Origin of the sequence: Streptomyces sp. NPDC005566, from assembly GCF_040605575.1 — a bacterium.
Lineage (GTDB): Bacteria > Actinomycetota > Actinomycetes > Streptomycetales > Streptomycetaceae > Streptomyces.
Window position 1 is genome coordinate 107,797 of sequence record NZ_JBEXDB010000019.1, and the last position, 14,237, is coordinate 122,033.

Here is a 14,237-nt window from a genome sequence, read left to right on the forward strand (position 1 = left end):
GATCGTCGGGGGAGTGGGCGGCGTTCACGACTCCATTGTGAGCCAGCCGGGGGACGCGGCGGCTCCGGTGGAGGTGTCGCGGGAGGAGGTCGGTGACCTGCTGGCAGGATGCGGCGCCATGCAGCTAGTACGACAAAACGAAAAGCACATCACAAAGCGTCATAGAACGGTCCGCGGAGCTCTGGTCGCCCTGCTGGCCGCCGCCGTCGCCTCCGGGTGCGCGGCGGAGTCCGGCCGCGGGGCCGCGCAGGGGAAACCGGCCGCGGGGCAGCCGGGCGCGGCCGCCCAGGCGGGGCCGGCACCCGCGGTCGACACCCGTGCCGAGCGGCTGAAGCGGGAGCAGGCCGCCCGCGCGGTCGCCGCGAAGAAGTGGGGGCTGGCCAAAGTCCCACTGGCTGCACCGGCGCCGCCCGCCGTGAAACCGCGCATCACCACCCGCGAGGGTTTCGAGGTCGAGGGCGGGGAAGAGCTGCCGCCGGTCTTCACCACCGTTCCGACCGAGGAACGGATCGTCTTCCTGACGATGGACGACGGTGCGGAGAAGGACCCCGAACTGCTGCGCATGATGACGGAGCTGAAGATCCCGTACAGCGCCTTCCTCAGCGACTACGTGGTGAGCGACAACTACGGCTATTTCAAGGAGATGCAGGCGCGCGGCGTCACCCTCAGCAACCACACGCTGAACCACCGCTATCTGCCGGGGCTCTCGAAGGCCGATCAGCGCCGGGAGATCTGCGGCGAACAGGACAAGATCGAGAAGTACTTCGGGAAGCGGCCCACCCTCTTCCGGCCGCCGTACGGCAACTACAACCGCGACACCCTGCGCATCGCGAAGTCCTGCGGAGTCGAGGCCGTGCCCCTGTGGAACGCGGAGGCTTTCCCCGACCGCATGGAATGGCGGGAGTGGGACCGGGACCTGCACCCCGGCGACATCATCCTCACCCACTTCCGCGGGCGTGCGAACTGGAAGGGATCCATGGCGGACATGGTCCGCCAGGTCATGAAGACGATCACCGACAAGGGGTACGCGGTGGCCAGGCTGGAGGACTACGTCTGAAAGGTTCCGGTCCCGCGCGCGTGCCCGTGGAGCGCTGCGTGCGCGCCTCCGCCGAACTCCGTGCAAGCCGTCCTGGAGGTACGGAACGCCGCGGCGCGCCCCCGCGTTGTCCGTACGGTGACCGTGCGAAATCCCGCTCGGTACCGGGCCCGGTGCGGTCCGGCGGCCCGGTCCGCCCGCCACGCGCGGGTGGTGAATTGGCACTCCGCTTGACCGAGTGCTAATCGCGGTCATAGTCTCAGGCCTGGCACTCCCCACTGGAGAGTGCCAGCACCACTGCGCGACAGGGCAGGTCCGGCACCCGCGACGACGGATCGACCTGGTCGCCGACCACAGACTGTTAAACCCCGTGAGATCTCCGAAGGGGGAGACCGGATCGTGTCGACCACCAGCTCCAAGGTTGCGATCAAGCCGCTCGAGGACCGCATTGTGGTCCAGCCGCTCGACGCCGAGCAGACCACGGCTTCTGGCCTGGTCATTCCGGACACCGCCAAGGAGAAGCCCCAGGAGGGCGTCGTCCTGGCCGTGGGCCCGGGCCGCTTCGAGAACGGCGAGCGCCTTCCGCTCGACGTCAAGACCGGCGATGTCGTTCTGTACAGCAAGTACGGCGGCACCGAGGTGAAGTACAACGGCGAGGAGTACCTCGTCCTCTCGGCTCGCGACGTGCTCGCGATCATCGAGAAGTAATTCACCCACGTTTGCTTGTGTTCTGCGCCCCTGGCCCCCTGCGAAATACCTAGCCGGGCGGCGAGGGGCGCAGTTCGTTCGAGAGGGAAGTACAGCCCATGGCGAAGATTCTGAAGTTCGACGAGGACGCCCGTCGCGCCCTTGAGCGCGGCGTCAACAAGCTTGCCGACACGGTCAAGGTGACGATCGGCCCCAAGGGCCGCAACGTCGTCATCGACAAGAAGTTCGGCGCTCCCACCATCACCAACGACGGTGTCACCATCGCGCGCGAGGTCGAGCTCGACGACCCGTACGAGAACCTCGGTGCCCAGCTGGTGAAGGAGGTGGCGACCAAGACCAACGACGTGGCCGGTGACGGCACCACCACCGCCACCGTGCTGGCCCAGGCACTCGTCCGCGAGGGGCTGCGCAACGTCGCCGCGGGCGCGTCCCCGGCAGCCCTGAAGAAGGGCATCGACGCCGCGGTCAAGGCCGTGTCCGAGGAGCTCCTCGCGACCGCCCGACCGATCGACGACAAGTCCGACATCGCCGCCGTCGCCGCGCTCTCCGCGCAGGACGCACAGGTCGGCGAGCTCATCGCGGACGCGATGGACAAGGTCGGCAAGGACGGTGTCATCACCGTCGAGGAGTCCAACACCTTCGGTCTGGACCTCGAGTTCACCGAGGGCATGGCTTTCGACAAGGGTTACCTGTCCCCGTACATGGTGACCGACCAGGAGCGTATGGAGGCCGTCCTCGACGACCCGTACATCCTGATCCACCAGGGCAAGATCGGTTCCATCCAGGACCTGCTCCCGCTGCTGGAGAAGGTCATCCAGGCGGGTGGCTCCAAGCCGCTGCTGATCATCGCCGAGGACGTCGAGGGCGAGGCGCTCTCCACCCTCGTCGTCAACAAGATCCGTGGCACCTTCAACGCCGTCGCGGTGAAGGCCCCGGGCTTCGGTGACCGCCGCAAGGCCATGCTCGGCGACATCGCCACCCTCACCGGTGCGACCGTCATCGCCGAGGAGGTCGGCCTCAAGCTCGACCAGGCCGGTCTGGACGTGCTGGGCACCGCCCGCCGCGTCACCGTCTCCAAGGACGACACGACCATCGTCGACGGCGGCGGCGAGTCCGCCGACGTCAAGGGCCGCGTCAACCAGATCAAGGCCGAGATCGAGTCCACGGACTCCGACTGGGACCGCGAGAAGCTCCAGGAGCGCCTCGCGAAGCTGGCCGGCGGCGTGTGCGTGATCCGTGTCGGTGCCGCCACCGAGGTGGAGCTCAAGGAGAAGAAGCACCGTCTGGAGGACGCCATCTCCGCGACCCGCGCCGCGGTCGAGGAGGGCATCGTCTCCGGTGGTGGCTCCGCTCTGGTCCACGCCGTCAAGGTCCTCGAGGGCAACCTCGGCAAGACCGGCGACGAGGCCACGGGTGTCGCGGTCGTGCGCCGCGCCGCCGTCGAGCCGCTTCGCTGGATCGCGGAGAACGCGGGCCTCGAGGGCTACGTCATCACCTCGAAGGTCGCCGAGCTCGACAAGGGCCAGGGCTTCAACGCCTCCACCGGCGAGTACGGCGACCTGGTGAAGGCCGGCGTCATCGACCCGGTCAAGGTCACCCGCTCCGCCCTGGAGAACGCCGCGTCCATCGCGTCGCTGCTGCTCACGACCGAGACCCTGGTCGTCGAGAAGCCGGCCGAGGAAGAGGCCGACGCCGGTCACGGCCACGGTCACTCCCACTAGTACGTCCCGTACGCAGCCGAGGCCCGGTACCCCCGTCGCGGGGGCACCGGGCCTCGGCCGTTTCGCGGTCGCGGGCCGGGGAACTGCCCCGGCCGCCCCGCTACTTGGGGCCGTACGTGCGGCCCGCGCGGGACGTCACCCCGCCCAGCAGGCCCCGGGGCGCCACCTTCACCAGGCCCATCAGCGCCTTGTACCGCGGGTCGGGAATCGACACCGACCTGCCCCGGGCCAGGTCGGCCAGGGCCGTCGAGACCAGTTTGTCCGCGTCGAGCCACATCCAGTCCGGGATGTTGCCCGTCCCCATGCCGGCCCGCTCGTGGAACTCCGTCCGCACGAAGCCGGGACACAGGGCCATCAGCCGCACCCCCGAACCCGCGAGGTCCTTGGCCGCGCCCTGGGTGAACTGCACGACCCACGCCTTCGACGCCCCGTACGTGCCCCGGGGCAGGAAGGCGGCCACGGAGGCCACGTTGACCACCCCGCCGCGCCCGCGCTCCTGCATCCCGGCCGCCGCGGCCGAGGTCAGCCGCAGCACGGCCTCGCAGTGCACCTTCAGCATGGTCAGCTCGGCCGCCATGGGAACGTCCAGATAGCGGCCCTTGTTGCCGAACCCGGCGTTGTTGACCAGCAGGTCCACGGAGTTCTGGCGGTCACCCAGGCGCGCCTCGACCGCCTCGATGCCCGAGTCCGTGGACAGGTCGGCCCTCAGGACCTCAGCCTCGATGCCGTGCCGGTCGTGCAGCTCCGTGGCCTGGACCCGCAGCCGTTCGGTGTCCCGCGCCACCAGCACCAGATTGTGCCCGTCACCCGCGAGCCGCCGTGCGAAGGCGGCCCCGATCCCCGCCGTCGCGCCCGTAATCAGTGCAGTCGTCATACGCGGCACGTTAGTGCCCGGTGACCGCGGGCCGTTCATCCGCCCGGGTGGTGGTCATGACCCGTTCTTCGCCGCGTACTCCCGGGCCTGGCGCAGTGCCTCCGGGTGCAGTGCGTCCCCGGCGGCCAACAGCTGTGGCAGCAGCCCCCGTTCGGTCGTGACCGCCCGGAACTGCAGAGCGGCGGTGACCTCGTGGTCCGGGCGGTGCACGATCGCGACCGGGTCCCCGGAACGTATCGTCCCCGGTTCGATCACGCGCAGATAGGCGCCGGTGGCCGCCTCACGCGTGAACCGGCCGATCCAGCCCTTCTCGCCCAGGTGACCCGCGAACGTACGGCACGGAATGCGGCCCGAGGTCACCTCCAGGAGCAGCTCGCCGCCGACCAGCCAGCGCTCGCCGATCCTGGCGGTGCTCACCGGCAGGCCGAGGGTCGTCAGGTTCTCGCCGAACGTGCCGTTGGGCAGGGTGCGGCCCAGCTCCTTCTCCCAGGTGTCGAGCTCCTCGCGGGCGAAGGCGTACACCGCCTGGTCGGAGCCGCCGTGGAACCGCAGATCGCAGACCGTGTCACCGGCCAGACCGCTGGCGCCCGTGCCTTTGGGGCCGGGGTCGCAGACCCGTACGGGGCCGTCGGCCGGGCGCTTGTCGATCCCCGTGACCCCGCCGGGGCTCTGGGTGTGCTCGGAGGCCTTGGGACGTCCCAGATTCACAGTCAGCAGCTTCATGTGTACACGCTAACCATTCGACCCTCAAAGATGTTCATGATAAATCAGCTGATACCTCAAGACTCGCTTATGGTTGAGGGGTGATCGAAGCCCGTCATCTCCGTGTCCTGCGCGCCGTGGCCACCACCGGTTCGTTCTCCGCCGCCGCGCGCGACCTGGGCTGCACCCAGCCCGCCGTCAGCCAGCAGATGAAGGCCCTGGAGTCCTCGACGGGCACCCCGCTGCTGATCCGTACCGGACGCGAGATGAGGCTCACCCAGGCCGGCGAGGCGCTGGTACGCCACGCGTCCGGCATCCTCGCGGGCCTGACCGCGGCGGAGGAGGAGGTGGCCGCGATCGCCGGCCTGCGGGCAGGCCGGGTCCGGCTCGTCTCGTTCCCGAGCGGGAGCTCCACCCTCGTGCCGGGGGCCCTGGCGGCCCTGCGCGCCGCGCACCCCGGCACCCGCGTCTCGCTCGTCGAGGCCGAGCCGCCGAGGTCGGTGGAGATGCTGCGCGACGGGGACTGCGACATCGCGCTGGCGTTCCGCTACGGGGTGACCGGCGGCGAGTGGGACGACCTGGTGGTGCGCCCGCTGCTCGCGGACCGGCTGATCGGCCTGGTGCCCGAGGGGCACCGGCTGGCGGGGGCGGACTCGGTGGGCATCGGCGAGCTGGCCGACGAGCCGTGGATCGCGGGCTGCCCGCGATGCCGGCGTCAGCTGGTGGAGGTCTGCGAGGCGTCCGGATTCACCCCCCGGATCGATTTCGCGACGGACGACTACCCGGCGGTGATCGGCCTGGTCGGGGCGGGGCTCGGCGTCGCGGTCCTGCCGGAGCTGGCGATCGAGTCCGTACGCCCCAAGGGGGCCCGCACCGTCATGGTGGAGCCGGCCGTGGAGCGGGAGATCGTCGCGCTGACCCTGCCTGACCTGGCCCGGGTCCCGGCGGTGGCGGCCACCCTGGATCAGCTGTCCCTGGCGGCCGCGCGCTGAGCGGGCACGGCCGACGCCCGTCGCACCCGGTGCGCTGCGTCCGGGCGGGGTGCGGCAGGTGCGAAGAAACGTTTCTGCGCCGACCGATTCGTAGCGGGTGTCAGGTGTGTCCGGGGCCCTGGGTGGCGACCGGGTGGGCCGAGATCAGGCGGTTGCGGGCGCGGCCCATCAGCTCCTCGCGCTCGTCCTCGGTCAGGCCGCCCCAGACGCCGTAGGGCTCTCGTACCGCCAGGGCGTGTGCCGCGCACTCGGCGCGTACCGGGCAGCGCATGCAGACCTCTTTCGCCGAGGTCTCGCGGGCGCTCCGTGCCGCCCCGCGTTCCCCTTCGGGGTGGAAGAACAGGGAGCTGTCGACCCCGCGGCAGGCGGCCAGCAACTGCCAGTCCCACAGATCTGCGTTGGGTCCGGGAAGGCGGGAGAAATCTGCCATTGCGTGTCCCCTCGAAACCTTGCTGAGTCGGAAACGGCGTCCTCGACCGTCATGGATCGTCGGTGACCGGAGTCCCGACCGTACATCTACGGTGTTAGTAGATGTAAATATGACTGATTGCGAATCTAGCCACAGACGCCAGCAAAAGGGAAGAAAACCCGCTAAATGGGGCACGCTGAGGGGTGAGGCAACGGTTGACGGGTGAATGACTCCGCGCCGTTCTCCTCCGTGCCCGGCCCCTCACTTAGAGTGCCGAACCGGTTCCTTCGACCCGTAACTCTTTCGAGTGACCATCGTTGAGAAGGCGGAAGTGGTTGACGGACAACGAGCTCGGGCAGATGTCCGAGGGGGTCAACCGCACAGGTGACGACTTGTATCAGCCTGGAGGCTCAAGGTGACGCGCATCAGCTGCGGAGGACAGTCATGACATCCGTCCTCGTCTGCGACGACTCCCCGCTTGCCCGAGAAGCGCTCCGCCGCGCGGTTGCGACCGTGCCCGGCGTCGAGCGTGTGACGACGGCGGCCAACGGCGAGGAAGTCCTCCGCCGCTGGGGAGCCGACCGTTCGGATTTGATTCTGATGGACGTACGCATGCCCGGTCTGGGGGGTGTGGAGACGGTCCGGCGACTGCTCTCGGCGGACCCCGGGGCCAGGATCATCATGCTGACCGTCGCCGAGGACCTGGACGGGGTGGCTCTCGCGGTCGCCGCGGGGGCACGCGGCTATCTGCACAAGGACGCCTCGCGCGCCGAACTGAGGGCGACCGTGACCCAGGCGCTCGCCGATCCGACGTGGCGGCTCGCCCCGCGCCGGCTGCGGTCCGCCGAGATGGGTGCGGCGCCCACGCTCACCGCGCGAGAGATCCAGGTGCTCGAAGGCATGAGCCACGGCCGCTCCAACGCGGAGATCGGTCGTGAGCTGTTCCTCTCCGAGGACACCGTGAAGACCCACGCCAGGCGGCTGTTCAAGAAGCTCGGCGCCTCGGACCGTGCCCACGCCGTGGCGCTCGGCTTCCGCTGGGGGCTGGTCCGCTGATGCCGCGGTGCGGCCGGTAGCCGTGGCGATCCCGTCCGCCCACCCGCGGACGGGACGACGGTGGCGGCGGACCTGCGGCCGGGCCCTCCCACCAGCGGTGCGTGACGCTTCCCGGCCGATGACGCATCCTTGAGATGTGGAGTTCCTCGGGAACGATTCGGTCGAGCGGAAGGGGAGGGCGCAGGACATGACATCCGGCGCACCCGCTCATAACGCTTCGGTGCACAACTCAGGACGCGATGCCGCGGATCGGACGGCGTCAGGGCACCATGGTCCGATGCGCGACGACGAGACGACGGTGATCGGTGCTCTGGTGCACCGTGCCGTCGACGGCGACGCACAGGCCACTCACGATCTGCTGGCCCATGTCCACCCCCTTGCCCTGCGGTACTGCAGGTCCCGGCTGAACCGGCTTCCCGGTGATGCTCGCCACTTCGTGGAGGACCTGGCGCAGGAGGTCTGTGTCGCGGTGCTGATGGCGCTGCCGCGGTACAAGGACACCGGCAGACCCTTCGAAGCCTTCGTCTTCGCCATCGCGGGCCACAAGGTCGCCGACCTCCAGCGTGCCGCGATGCGGCACCCCGGATCGACGGCCGTGCCCTCCGACGAGATGCCGGAGCGGCCCGACGACTCGCTCGGCCCGGAGGAACGTGCGCTGCTCAGCAGCGATGCCGCATGGGCCAAGAAGCTTCTCGCCAACCTCCCGGAGAACCAGCGCGAGCTGCTGGTCCTGCGGGTCGCGGTCGGACTGACCGCGGAGGAGACCGGACAGATGCTCGGGATGTCCCCGGGTGCGGTGCGGGTCGCCCAGCACCGCGCGCTGAGCAGACTGAGGGCTCTCGCGGGGCAGTAGTCGGGCGGGGGCGGGACGGCACCAGCCGTTCTGTACGAAGCCACGAAACCGCCAGGTGATCTTGATCGTGGAATGAGACACCCCGCGAGCCCGTTAGCATGGACATCCGCACCGATCAAGGCCATTTGGGGAAGGTGTCATGACTGCAAACGTCGACGGAGTGCCCGAGAAATTCGCGACGCTCGGGCTGACATACGACGACGTGCTGCTGCTGCCCGGCGCGTCCGACATGGCGCCCGATCAGATCGATACCTCCTCGCACATCTCGAAGAACGTGCGGGTGAACATCCCGCTGCTCTCCGCCGCGATGGACAAGGTCACCGAGGCGCGCATGGCGATCGCCATGGCCCGGCAGGGCGGCGCGGGTGTTCTGCACCGCAATCTCTCCATCGCCGACCAGGCCAACCAGGTCGACCTGGTGAAGCGCTCAGAGTCCGGCATGGTCACCGACCCGATCACGGTGCACCCGGACGCGACGCTGCGCGAGGCGGACCAGCTCTGCGCCAAGTTCCGTATCAGCGGTGTCCCGGTCACCGACGCGTCGGGCAAGCTGCTCGGCATCGTCACCAACCGCGACATGGCCTTCGAGTCCGACCGCGGCCGCCAGGTGCGCGAGGTCATGACGCCGATGCCGCTGGTCACGGGCAAGGTGGGCATCTCCGGCGTGGACGCCATGGAGCTTCTCCGCCGCCACAAGATCGAGAAGCTTCCGCTGGTCGACGACGGCGGGATCCTCAAGGGCCTCATCACCGTCAAGGACTTCGTCAAGGCCGAGAAGTACCCGAACGCCGCGAAGGACAAGGGTGGCCGGCTGCTCGTCGGCGCCGCCGTCGGTGTCGCGGGCGACGCCTTCGAGCGGGCGCAGGCGCTCGCCGAGGCCGGCGTCGACTTCATCGTCGTGGACACCGCGCACGGTCACTCCCGGCTCGTCGGCGACATGGTCGCCAAGATCAAGTCGAACGCGTCCGGTGTCGACGTCATCGGCGGCAACATCGCCACCCGCGACGGCGCCCAGGCGCTGATCGACGCGGGAGTCGACGGCATCAAGGTCGGCGTCGGACCCGGCTCCATCTGCACCACGCGTGTGGTCGCCGGCATCGGCGTCCCGCAGGTCACCGCGATCTACGAGGCATCGCTCGCCGCCAAGGCGGCCGGCGTCCCGGTCATCGGCGACGGCGGCCTCCAGTACTCCGGCGACATCGCCAAGGCCCTGGTGGCCGGCGCGGACACCGTGATGCTCGGCTCGCTGCTCGCGGGCTGCGAGGAGTCCCCGGGCGAGTTGCTGTTCATCAACGGCAAGCAGTTCAAGTCGTACCGCGGCATGGGTTCGCTCGCCGCGATGCAGACCCGGGGCGACCAGCGCTCGTACTCCAAGGACCGCTACTTCCAGGAGGGCGTGGCCTCCGACGAGAAGCTGGTCCCCGAGGGCATCGAGGGCCAGGTCCCGTACCGCGGCCCGCTGTCCGCGGTCGTCCACCAGCTCACCGGCGGTCTGCGCCAGTCGATGTTCTACGTCGGCGGTCGGACGGTCCCGGAGCTCCAGGCGAACGGGCGCTTCGTACGGATCACCTCGGCGGGTCTCAAGGAGAGCCACCCGCACGACATCCAGATGACGGTCGAAGCGCCGAACTACAGCAGGAAGTAACGCATCAGTGCAGGTGAGGGGCGGTCCGGGGTTCCCGGGACCGCCCCTCATGTGTGTGTCGGGGATACTGGTCAGCGCAGACGTAGAGGAAAGGCCACATCATCGTGACTGAGATCGAGATCGGGCGCGGCAAGCGCGGTCGGCGGGCATACGCGTTCGACGACATCGCTGTCGTGCCGAGCCGTCGTACCCGTGACCCGAAGGAGGTCTCGATCGCCTGGCAGATCGACGCCTACCGCTTCGAGCTGCCTTTCCTGGCCGCTCCCATGGACTCGGTGGTCTCCCCGCAGACCGCCATCCGCATCGGTGAGCTGGGCGGCCTGGGCGTCCTCAACCTCGAGGGGCTGTGGACCCGGCACGCCGACCCGCAGCCGCTCCTCGACGAGATCGCCGAGATGCCCGTCGAGACCGCCACCCCGCGGCTCCAGGAGATCTACTCCGCCCCCATCCAGGAGGAGCTGATCGGGCAGCGCATCAAGGAGGTGCGCGACTCCGGCGTCGTCACCGCCGCGGCGCTCTCGCCGCAGCGCACCGCGCAGTTCTCCAAGGCCGTGGTCGACGCGGGCGTGGACATCTTCGTCATCCGCGGTACGACGGTCTCCGCCGAGCACGTCTCGGGCGCCGCCGAGCCGCTCAACCTGAAGCAGTTCATCTACGAGCTGGACGTCCCGGTGATCGTCGGCGGCTGCGCCACGTACACCGCCGCCCTGCACCTGATGCGCACCGGCGCGGCCGGTGTCCTCGTCGGCTTCGGCGGCGGCGCCGCGCACACCACACGCAACGTCTTCGGCATCCAGGTCCCGATGGCGACCGCGGTCGCCGACGTGGCCGGGGCCCGCCGCGACTACATGGACGAGTCCGGCGGCCGCTACGTGCACGTGATCGCCGACGGCGGTGTCGGCTGGTCCGGCGACCTGCCCAAGGCGATCGCCTGCGGTGCGGACGCCGTGATGATGGGCTCCCCGCTGGCCCGTGCGACGGACGCGCCCGGCCGCGGACGGCACTGGGGCATGGAGGCCGTCCACGAGGACGTGCCGCGCGGCAAGCTGGTCGACCTGGGCTCCGTCGGCACGACGGAGGAGGTCCTCACCGGCCCCTCGCACAACCCCGACGGCTCGATGAACATCTTCGGCGCGCTGCGCCGGGCGATGGCCACCACGGGCTACAGCGACCTCAAGGAGTTCCAGCGCGTCGAGGTGACGGTGGCGGACTCGCAGCACCGCCGCTGACACGGTTCGGACGCGGAAGGGGCCTGGAGCACCGGTCGGTGCTCCGGGCCCCTTTCCCATGCCCGAACGCAGTTCCTCTCCCGTGCCCGGGGTGCCCGGGGTGCTTGGCGACGGCCGGCACGGCCGAAGGCTCAGATCTTGATCAAGAAATACGGCTCAGGAGGGGACCCGCTCCCCAAGATCGATAGGCTCGATCCCGTTCAGGACGACCGGCGGTCTTGGGGGAACACGAGGCCGTCGGCCGCACACGACCGTCGTCCCGGTCGTCGGGACGACGGGAAACAAGGGGGATTTTTGACCAAGCGTGCGTTTTCGCCGGTCCGTGCGGGCCGCAGCTCCATCGTGATCCTGGCCCTGGTGGCCGGATCCCTGGGCATGGCAGCCGGACCGAGCTCCGCTGCCCAGAAGAGCTGCGCCGCGCGGTACAAGGACGAGTTCGGCCGCCCCAAGGCCCACAACCTGTGCAACATCAAGAAGGTCAAGTACCTCGGGCTGCGGACGGGCAAGAACTACATCGCGGTCGTCCAGGGGCGCGGCCCCATGACGCTCACGCTCACGAACATGGAGACGGTGAGCAACACCAAGAGCTCTTCGTTCGACGTCACCGCCGGCCCGGTATCGGCGGCGGTCGGCTTCGACGTGACCAAGTCGCGGACGAAGAGCATGTCCGGCAGCTGGACCGTGCCGAAGAACAAGTTCGGGACCCTGAAGGCGTATCCGGTCTACAAGGCCTACTCCTTCGAGGCGTACGGCAAGTTCGACGGCAAGCGGGTCGGTAAGGGAACGGCCCTCAAGGCAGTCGGCTACGAGTACAAGCACTCCGTGAAGTAGACGGGGAAGGGGCCCGGCGCACAGTGCGTCGGGCCCCTTCGCAGGTGACGGCGTGTACCGGTTCACCCGGACTCGGTGGCAGCCTCAGGCCGCGGCCTTCTTCGTCAGGGCGAAGCCTTCGAAGCCGGCGACGCCGAGGAAGACGACCGTCATGAAGTCCGCCTCCTCCTTCCACACCTCGACCAGATCGCTCAGCCGGGTGGTGAGGAGTTCCATCGCTGTCACCGGGTCGGGACCGGCCTCCGACCACCAGCTGATGATCAGGGCGAAGCCGAAGAGCTGGCCGAGGAAGACGCCGGCCAGGGCGAGCGGGATGCCGATGACCGGCAGGATCGGATTGCGACCGCCGATCTTGCCGAGGGCGAATCCGACGAGGGCGCCGACACCGAGGGCCACCCAGCCGATCTGGGTGTAGCTGCCGTCCTCGTCGGCGAAGGCACGCATCAGGCCACCGTAGACAAGGGCGCCGACGATCGCGGCGGCGATCCCCGCGGCTATCCCGAGCCCGACGTTGTTGCGGGCCGGGGCCGGCGGCGGGCCGGGGGCGTACGGAACACCGCCCTGGCCGGCGAACGGATTGCCCGTCGGGGCGCCGGGCTGCTGACCGGCGTACGGGTTGCCCGTCGGAGCTCCGGGCTGCTGACCCGCCTGCGGGTCGCCGACGGGGGCGCCGGGCTGCTGCGCGTACGGGTTGCCGCTGACGGGCTGCCCGTCGTGCGGCTGCTGGTTCGGTGGTACGGGATGGCTCATGGTGGTGCTCCCCCTGGGGCGATGCGCACAGCTGTGCGAGAAGTGACGCCGCAGGCTAGCAGCCCACCCCGACACGGCCCAGCGGAATTCTGCTGGATCCCGTGCCGGACTACAGCCGGTGGGCAGCCCCCGCCGGGGTGGCTCCCCGGGTGTCCAGGAGGAGTTGGGCCTTCACGGCGAGGCCTTGGAGGTCGTACGTGCGGTGCTGCTGGAGGAGCACCGTCAGGTCGGCACCGGCGGCAGCCTCGTACAGCGAGTCGGCGCGCGGAACCGGCAGTTCGCGCACGCGCCAGTCCAGGACGTGGGGGTCGTGGTAGCCGATCTGCGCACCCATGTCCATCAACCGGGTCGCGATCTCCCGGGCGGGGGAGGCCTCCTGGTCGGCGAGGTCCGGCTTGTACGTGACGCCGAGCAGCAGCACCCGCGCGCCCCGGACGGACTTGCCGTGCTCGTTCAGCAGGGTGGCGCAGCGCTGGATCACGTAACTCGGCATCCGGTCGTTGATCTCCTGGGCGAGCGAGACCATGCGCAGCGGGTGGCCGGGGGTACGGCTGTTGTACGGGAAGTAGCCGGGGTCCACGGGGGCGCCGTGGCCGCCGACGCCGGGGCCCGGCCGGAACGGCTGGAAGCCGAAGGGCTTCGTCTCGGCGCACCGGATGACGTCCCAGAGGTCGACGCCGAGGTCGTGGCAGAGCACCGCCATCTCGTTGACCAGGGCGATGTTGACGTGCCGGAAGTTGGTTTCGAGGACCTTCGTCATCTCGGCCTCGCGCGGCCCGCGTGCCCGGACGACCTTGTCGGTGAGCCGTCCGTAGAAGGCGGCGGCGGACTCCGTGCAGGCGGGGGTGAGGCCGCCGATGACCTTGGGGGTGTTGGCGAAGACATGGGTGCGGTTGCCGGGATCGAGACGGCCGGGGGAGTGCGCGAGATGGAAATCGCGTCCGGCGCGCAGCCCGGAGCCCTCCTCCAGGAGCGGCCGTACGACGTTCTCGGTGGTCCCGGGGGGCACGGCCGATTCCAGCAGCACGGTGGTGTGCGGGCGCAGCCGGGCGGCGAGGGCCCGGGCCGCGTCGGTCACGGCGCCGAGGTCGAGGGTGCGGTCGGGACCCAGCGGGGTGGGGGCGCAGATCGCGGCGGTGCGGACCCGGCCCAGCTCGGCCGGGTCGGCGGTGGGCCGGAATCCCCCCGAGAGCATCCGCCGGATGTCGGAGGCGCTGAGGGACCCCTCGACCGGTGTACGGCCTGCGGAGAGTTCGGCGTGGGGGCGGGGATCGGTGTCGTAGCCGACGGTGTGGATTCCGGCGGCGACGGCTGCTTGGGCGAGGGGCAGGCCTAGGTGACCGAGTCCGATGACAGCGAGGTCGGCGGGCATGTCGAGGGCCGTCCTTCCCTAAGACCAAGAAGACAGAAAGTGCAACTGCTGGGGACAGC

14 protein-coding genes are annotated in these 14,237 nt (G+C 69.7%); 9 read left to right on the forward strand and 5 right to left on the reverse strand.

From position 1 onward, the window contains the following. The first annotated feature begins 118 nt into the window (after positions 1-118). The 3 genes from ABZS61_RS27800 (at position 119) to groL (ending at position 3,465) form a co-directional block, all read left to right on the forward strand. Positions 119-1,057 (forward strand): polysaccharide deacetylase family protein, encoded by a 939-nt coding sequence (locus ABZS61_RS27800; RefSeq protein ID WP_356427006.1) that lies wholly within the window; start codon positions 119-121, stop codon positions 1,055-1,057. A 378-nt stretch (positions 1,058-1,435) separates the two neighbouring features. Further along, positions 1,436-1,744 (forward strand): co-chaperone GroES, encoded by a 309-nt coding sequence (gene groES / locus ABZS61_RS27805; RefSeq protein WP_028439209.1) that lies wholly within the window; start codon positions 1,436-1,438, stop codon positions 1,742-1,744. Between the two features lie 98 nt (positions 1,745-1,842). Further along, a complete protein-coding gene (groL, locus tag ABZS61_RS27810) occupies positions 1,843-3,465 on the forward strand; it encodes a chaperonin GroEL (protein WP_356426830.1) in 1,623 nt (540 codons plus the stop codon). 100 nt (positions 3,466-3,565) lie between these two features. On the opposite strand, the gene ABZS61_RS27815 is transcribed toward groL, so the two are convergent. Both ABZS61_RS27815 and ABZS61_RS27820 read right to left on the reverse strand, forming a co-directional pair. Next, entirely contained in the window at positions 3,566-4,339 is a 774-nt protein-coding gene (locus tag ABZS61_RS27815; RefSeq protein ID WP_356426834.1) for an SDR family oxidoreductase, read from the reverse strand. A gap of 54 nt (positions 4,340-4,393) precedes the next feature. Beyond that, the gene (locus ABZS61_RS27820; RefSeq protein WP_356426837.1) at positions 4,394-5,062 is read right to left on the reverse strand and encodes an MOSC domain-containing protein; all 669 of its coding nucleotides are present in this window, start codon (positions 5,060-5,062) and stop codon (positions 4,394-4,396) included. 80 nt (positions 5,063-5,142) lie between these two features. Between ABZS61_RS27820 and ABZS61_RS27825 the strand changes: the two genes are divergently transcribed. After that, positions 5,143-6,033, forward strand: a complete 891-nt coding sequence (locus ABZS61_RS27825) for a LysR family transcriptional regulator (RefSeq protein ID WP_356426840.1) — start codon at positions 5,143-5,145, stop codon at positions 6,031-6,033. A gap of 100 nt (positions 6,034-6,133) precedes the next feature. Here ABZS61_RS27825 and ABZS61_RS27830 read toward each other — a convergent pair whose 3' ends face one another. Further along, positions 6,134-6,463 carry a WhiB family transcriptional regulator gene (locus ABZS61_RS27830; protein ID WP_356426843.1) on the reverse strand — a complete coding sequence of 110 codons (330 nt, stop codon included), beginning with the start codon at positions 6,461-6,463 and terminating at the stop codon, positions 6,134-6,136. 423 nt (positions 6,464-6,886) lie between these two features. Here ABZS61_RS27830 and ABZS61_RS27835 point away from each other — a divergent pair, with 423 nt between their 5' ends. From ABZS61_RS27835 to ABZS61_RS27855, 5 genes are all read left to right on the forward strand, one after another. Then, positions 6,887-7,498, forward strand: coding sequence for a response regulator transcription factor (locus ABZS61_RS27835; RefSeq protein WP_003948568.1), 612 nt, complete (start codon positions 6,887-6,889; stop codon positions 7,496-7,498). A gap of 277 nt (positions 7,499-7,775) precedes the next feature. Then, on the forward strand, positions 7,776-8,351 hold the full coding sequence (locus tag ABZS61_RS27840; protein ID WP_056796454.1) for a sigma-70 family RNA polymerase sigma factor: 576 nt from the start codon (positions 7,776-7,778) through the stop codon (positions 8,349-8,351). A 139-nt stretch (positions 8,352-8,490) separates the two neighbouring features. Beyond that, entirely contained in the window at positions 8,491-9,996 is a 1,506-nt protein-coding gene (guaB, locus tag ABZS61_RS27845) for an IMP dehydrogenase (RefSeq protein ID WP_356426847.1), read from the forward strand. A gap of 104 nt (positions 9,997-10,100) precedes the next feature. Continuing rightward, entirely contained in the window at positions 10,101-11,225 is a 1,125-nt protein-coding gene (locus ABZS61_RS27850; RefSeq protein WP_329208224.1) for a GuaB3 family IMP dehydrogenase-related protein, read from the forward strand. 294 nt (positions 11,226-11,519) lie between these two features. Beyond that, on the forward strand, positions 11,520-12,056 hold the full coding sequence (locus ABZS61_RS27855) for a hypothetical protein (RefSeq protein WP_356426851.1): 537 nt from the start codon (positions 11,520-11,522) through the stop codon (positions 12,054-12,056). Positions 12,057-12,140: 84 nt separating this feature from the next. On the opposite strand, the gene ABZS61_RS27860 is transcribed toward ABZS61_RS27855, so the two are convergent. Continuing rightward, positions 12,141-12,806 (reverse strand): hypothetical protein, encoded by a 666-nt coding sequence (locus ABZS61_RS27860; RefSeq protein ID WP_356426854.1) that lies wholly within the window; start codon positions 12,804-12,806, stop codon positions 12,141-12,143. Between the two features lie 109 nt (positions 12,807-12,915). Further along, entirely contained in the window at positions 12,916-14,178 is a 1,263-nt protein-coding gene (locus ABZS61_RS27865; protein WP_356426857.1) for a nucleotide sugar dehydrogenase, read from the reverse strand. Between the last annotated feature and the right edge of the window lie 59 nt (positions 14,179-14,237).

What these genes read in the sequence shown, in the direction of transcription:
- ABZS61_RS27800 (WP_356427006.1), top strand. Translation starts at nt 119, where the DNA reads ATGCAGCTAGTACGACAAAACGAAAAGCACATCACAAAGCGTCATAGA.
- groL (WP_356426830.1), top strand. Translation starts at nt 1,843, where the DNA reads ATGGCGAAGATTCTGAAGTTCGACGAGGACGCCCGTCGCGCCCTTGAG.
- ABZS61_RS27815 (WP_356426834.1), bottom strand. Translation starts at nt 4,339, where the DNA reads ATGACGACTGCACTGATTACGGGCGCGACGGCGGGGATCGGGGCCGCC.
- ABZS61_RS27820 (WP_356426837.1), bottom strand. Translation starts at nt 5,062, where the DNA reads ATGAAGCTGCTGACTGTGAATCTGGGACGTCCCAAGGCCTCCGAGCAC.
- ABZS61_RS27830 (WP_356426843.1), bottom strand. Translation starts at nt 6,463, where the DNA reads ATGGCAGATTTCTCCCGCCTTCCCGGACCCAACGCAGATCTGTGGGAC.
- ABZS61_RS27835 (WP_003948568.1), top strand. Translation starts at nt 6,887, where the DNA reads ATGACATCCGTCCTCGTCTGCGACGACTCCCCGCTTGCCCGAGAAGCG.
- ABZS61_RS27840 (WP_056796454.1), top strand. Translation starts at nt 7,776, where the DNA reads ATGCGCGACGACGAGACGACGGTGATCGGTGCTCTGGTGCACCGTGCC.
- guaB (WP_356426847.1), top strand. Translation starts at nt 8,491, where the DNA reads ATGACTGCAAACGTCGACGGAGTGCCCGAGAAATTCGCGACGCTCGGG.
- ABZS61_RS27860 (WP_356426854.1), bottom strand. Translation starts at nt 12,806, where the DNA reads ATGAGCCATCCCGTACCACCGAACCAGCAGCCGCACGACGGGCAGCCC.
- ABZS61_RS27865 (WP_356426857.1), bottom strand. Translation starts at nt 14,178, where the DNA reads ATGCCCGCCGACCTCGCTGTCATCGGACTCGGTCACCTAGGCCTGCCC.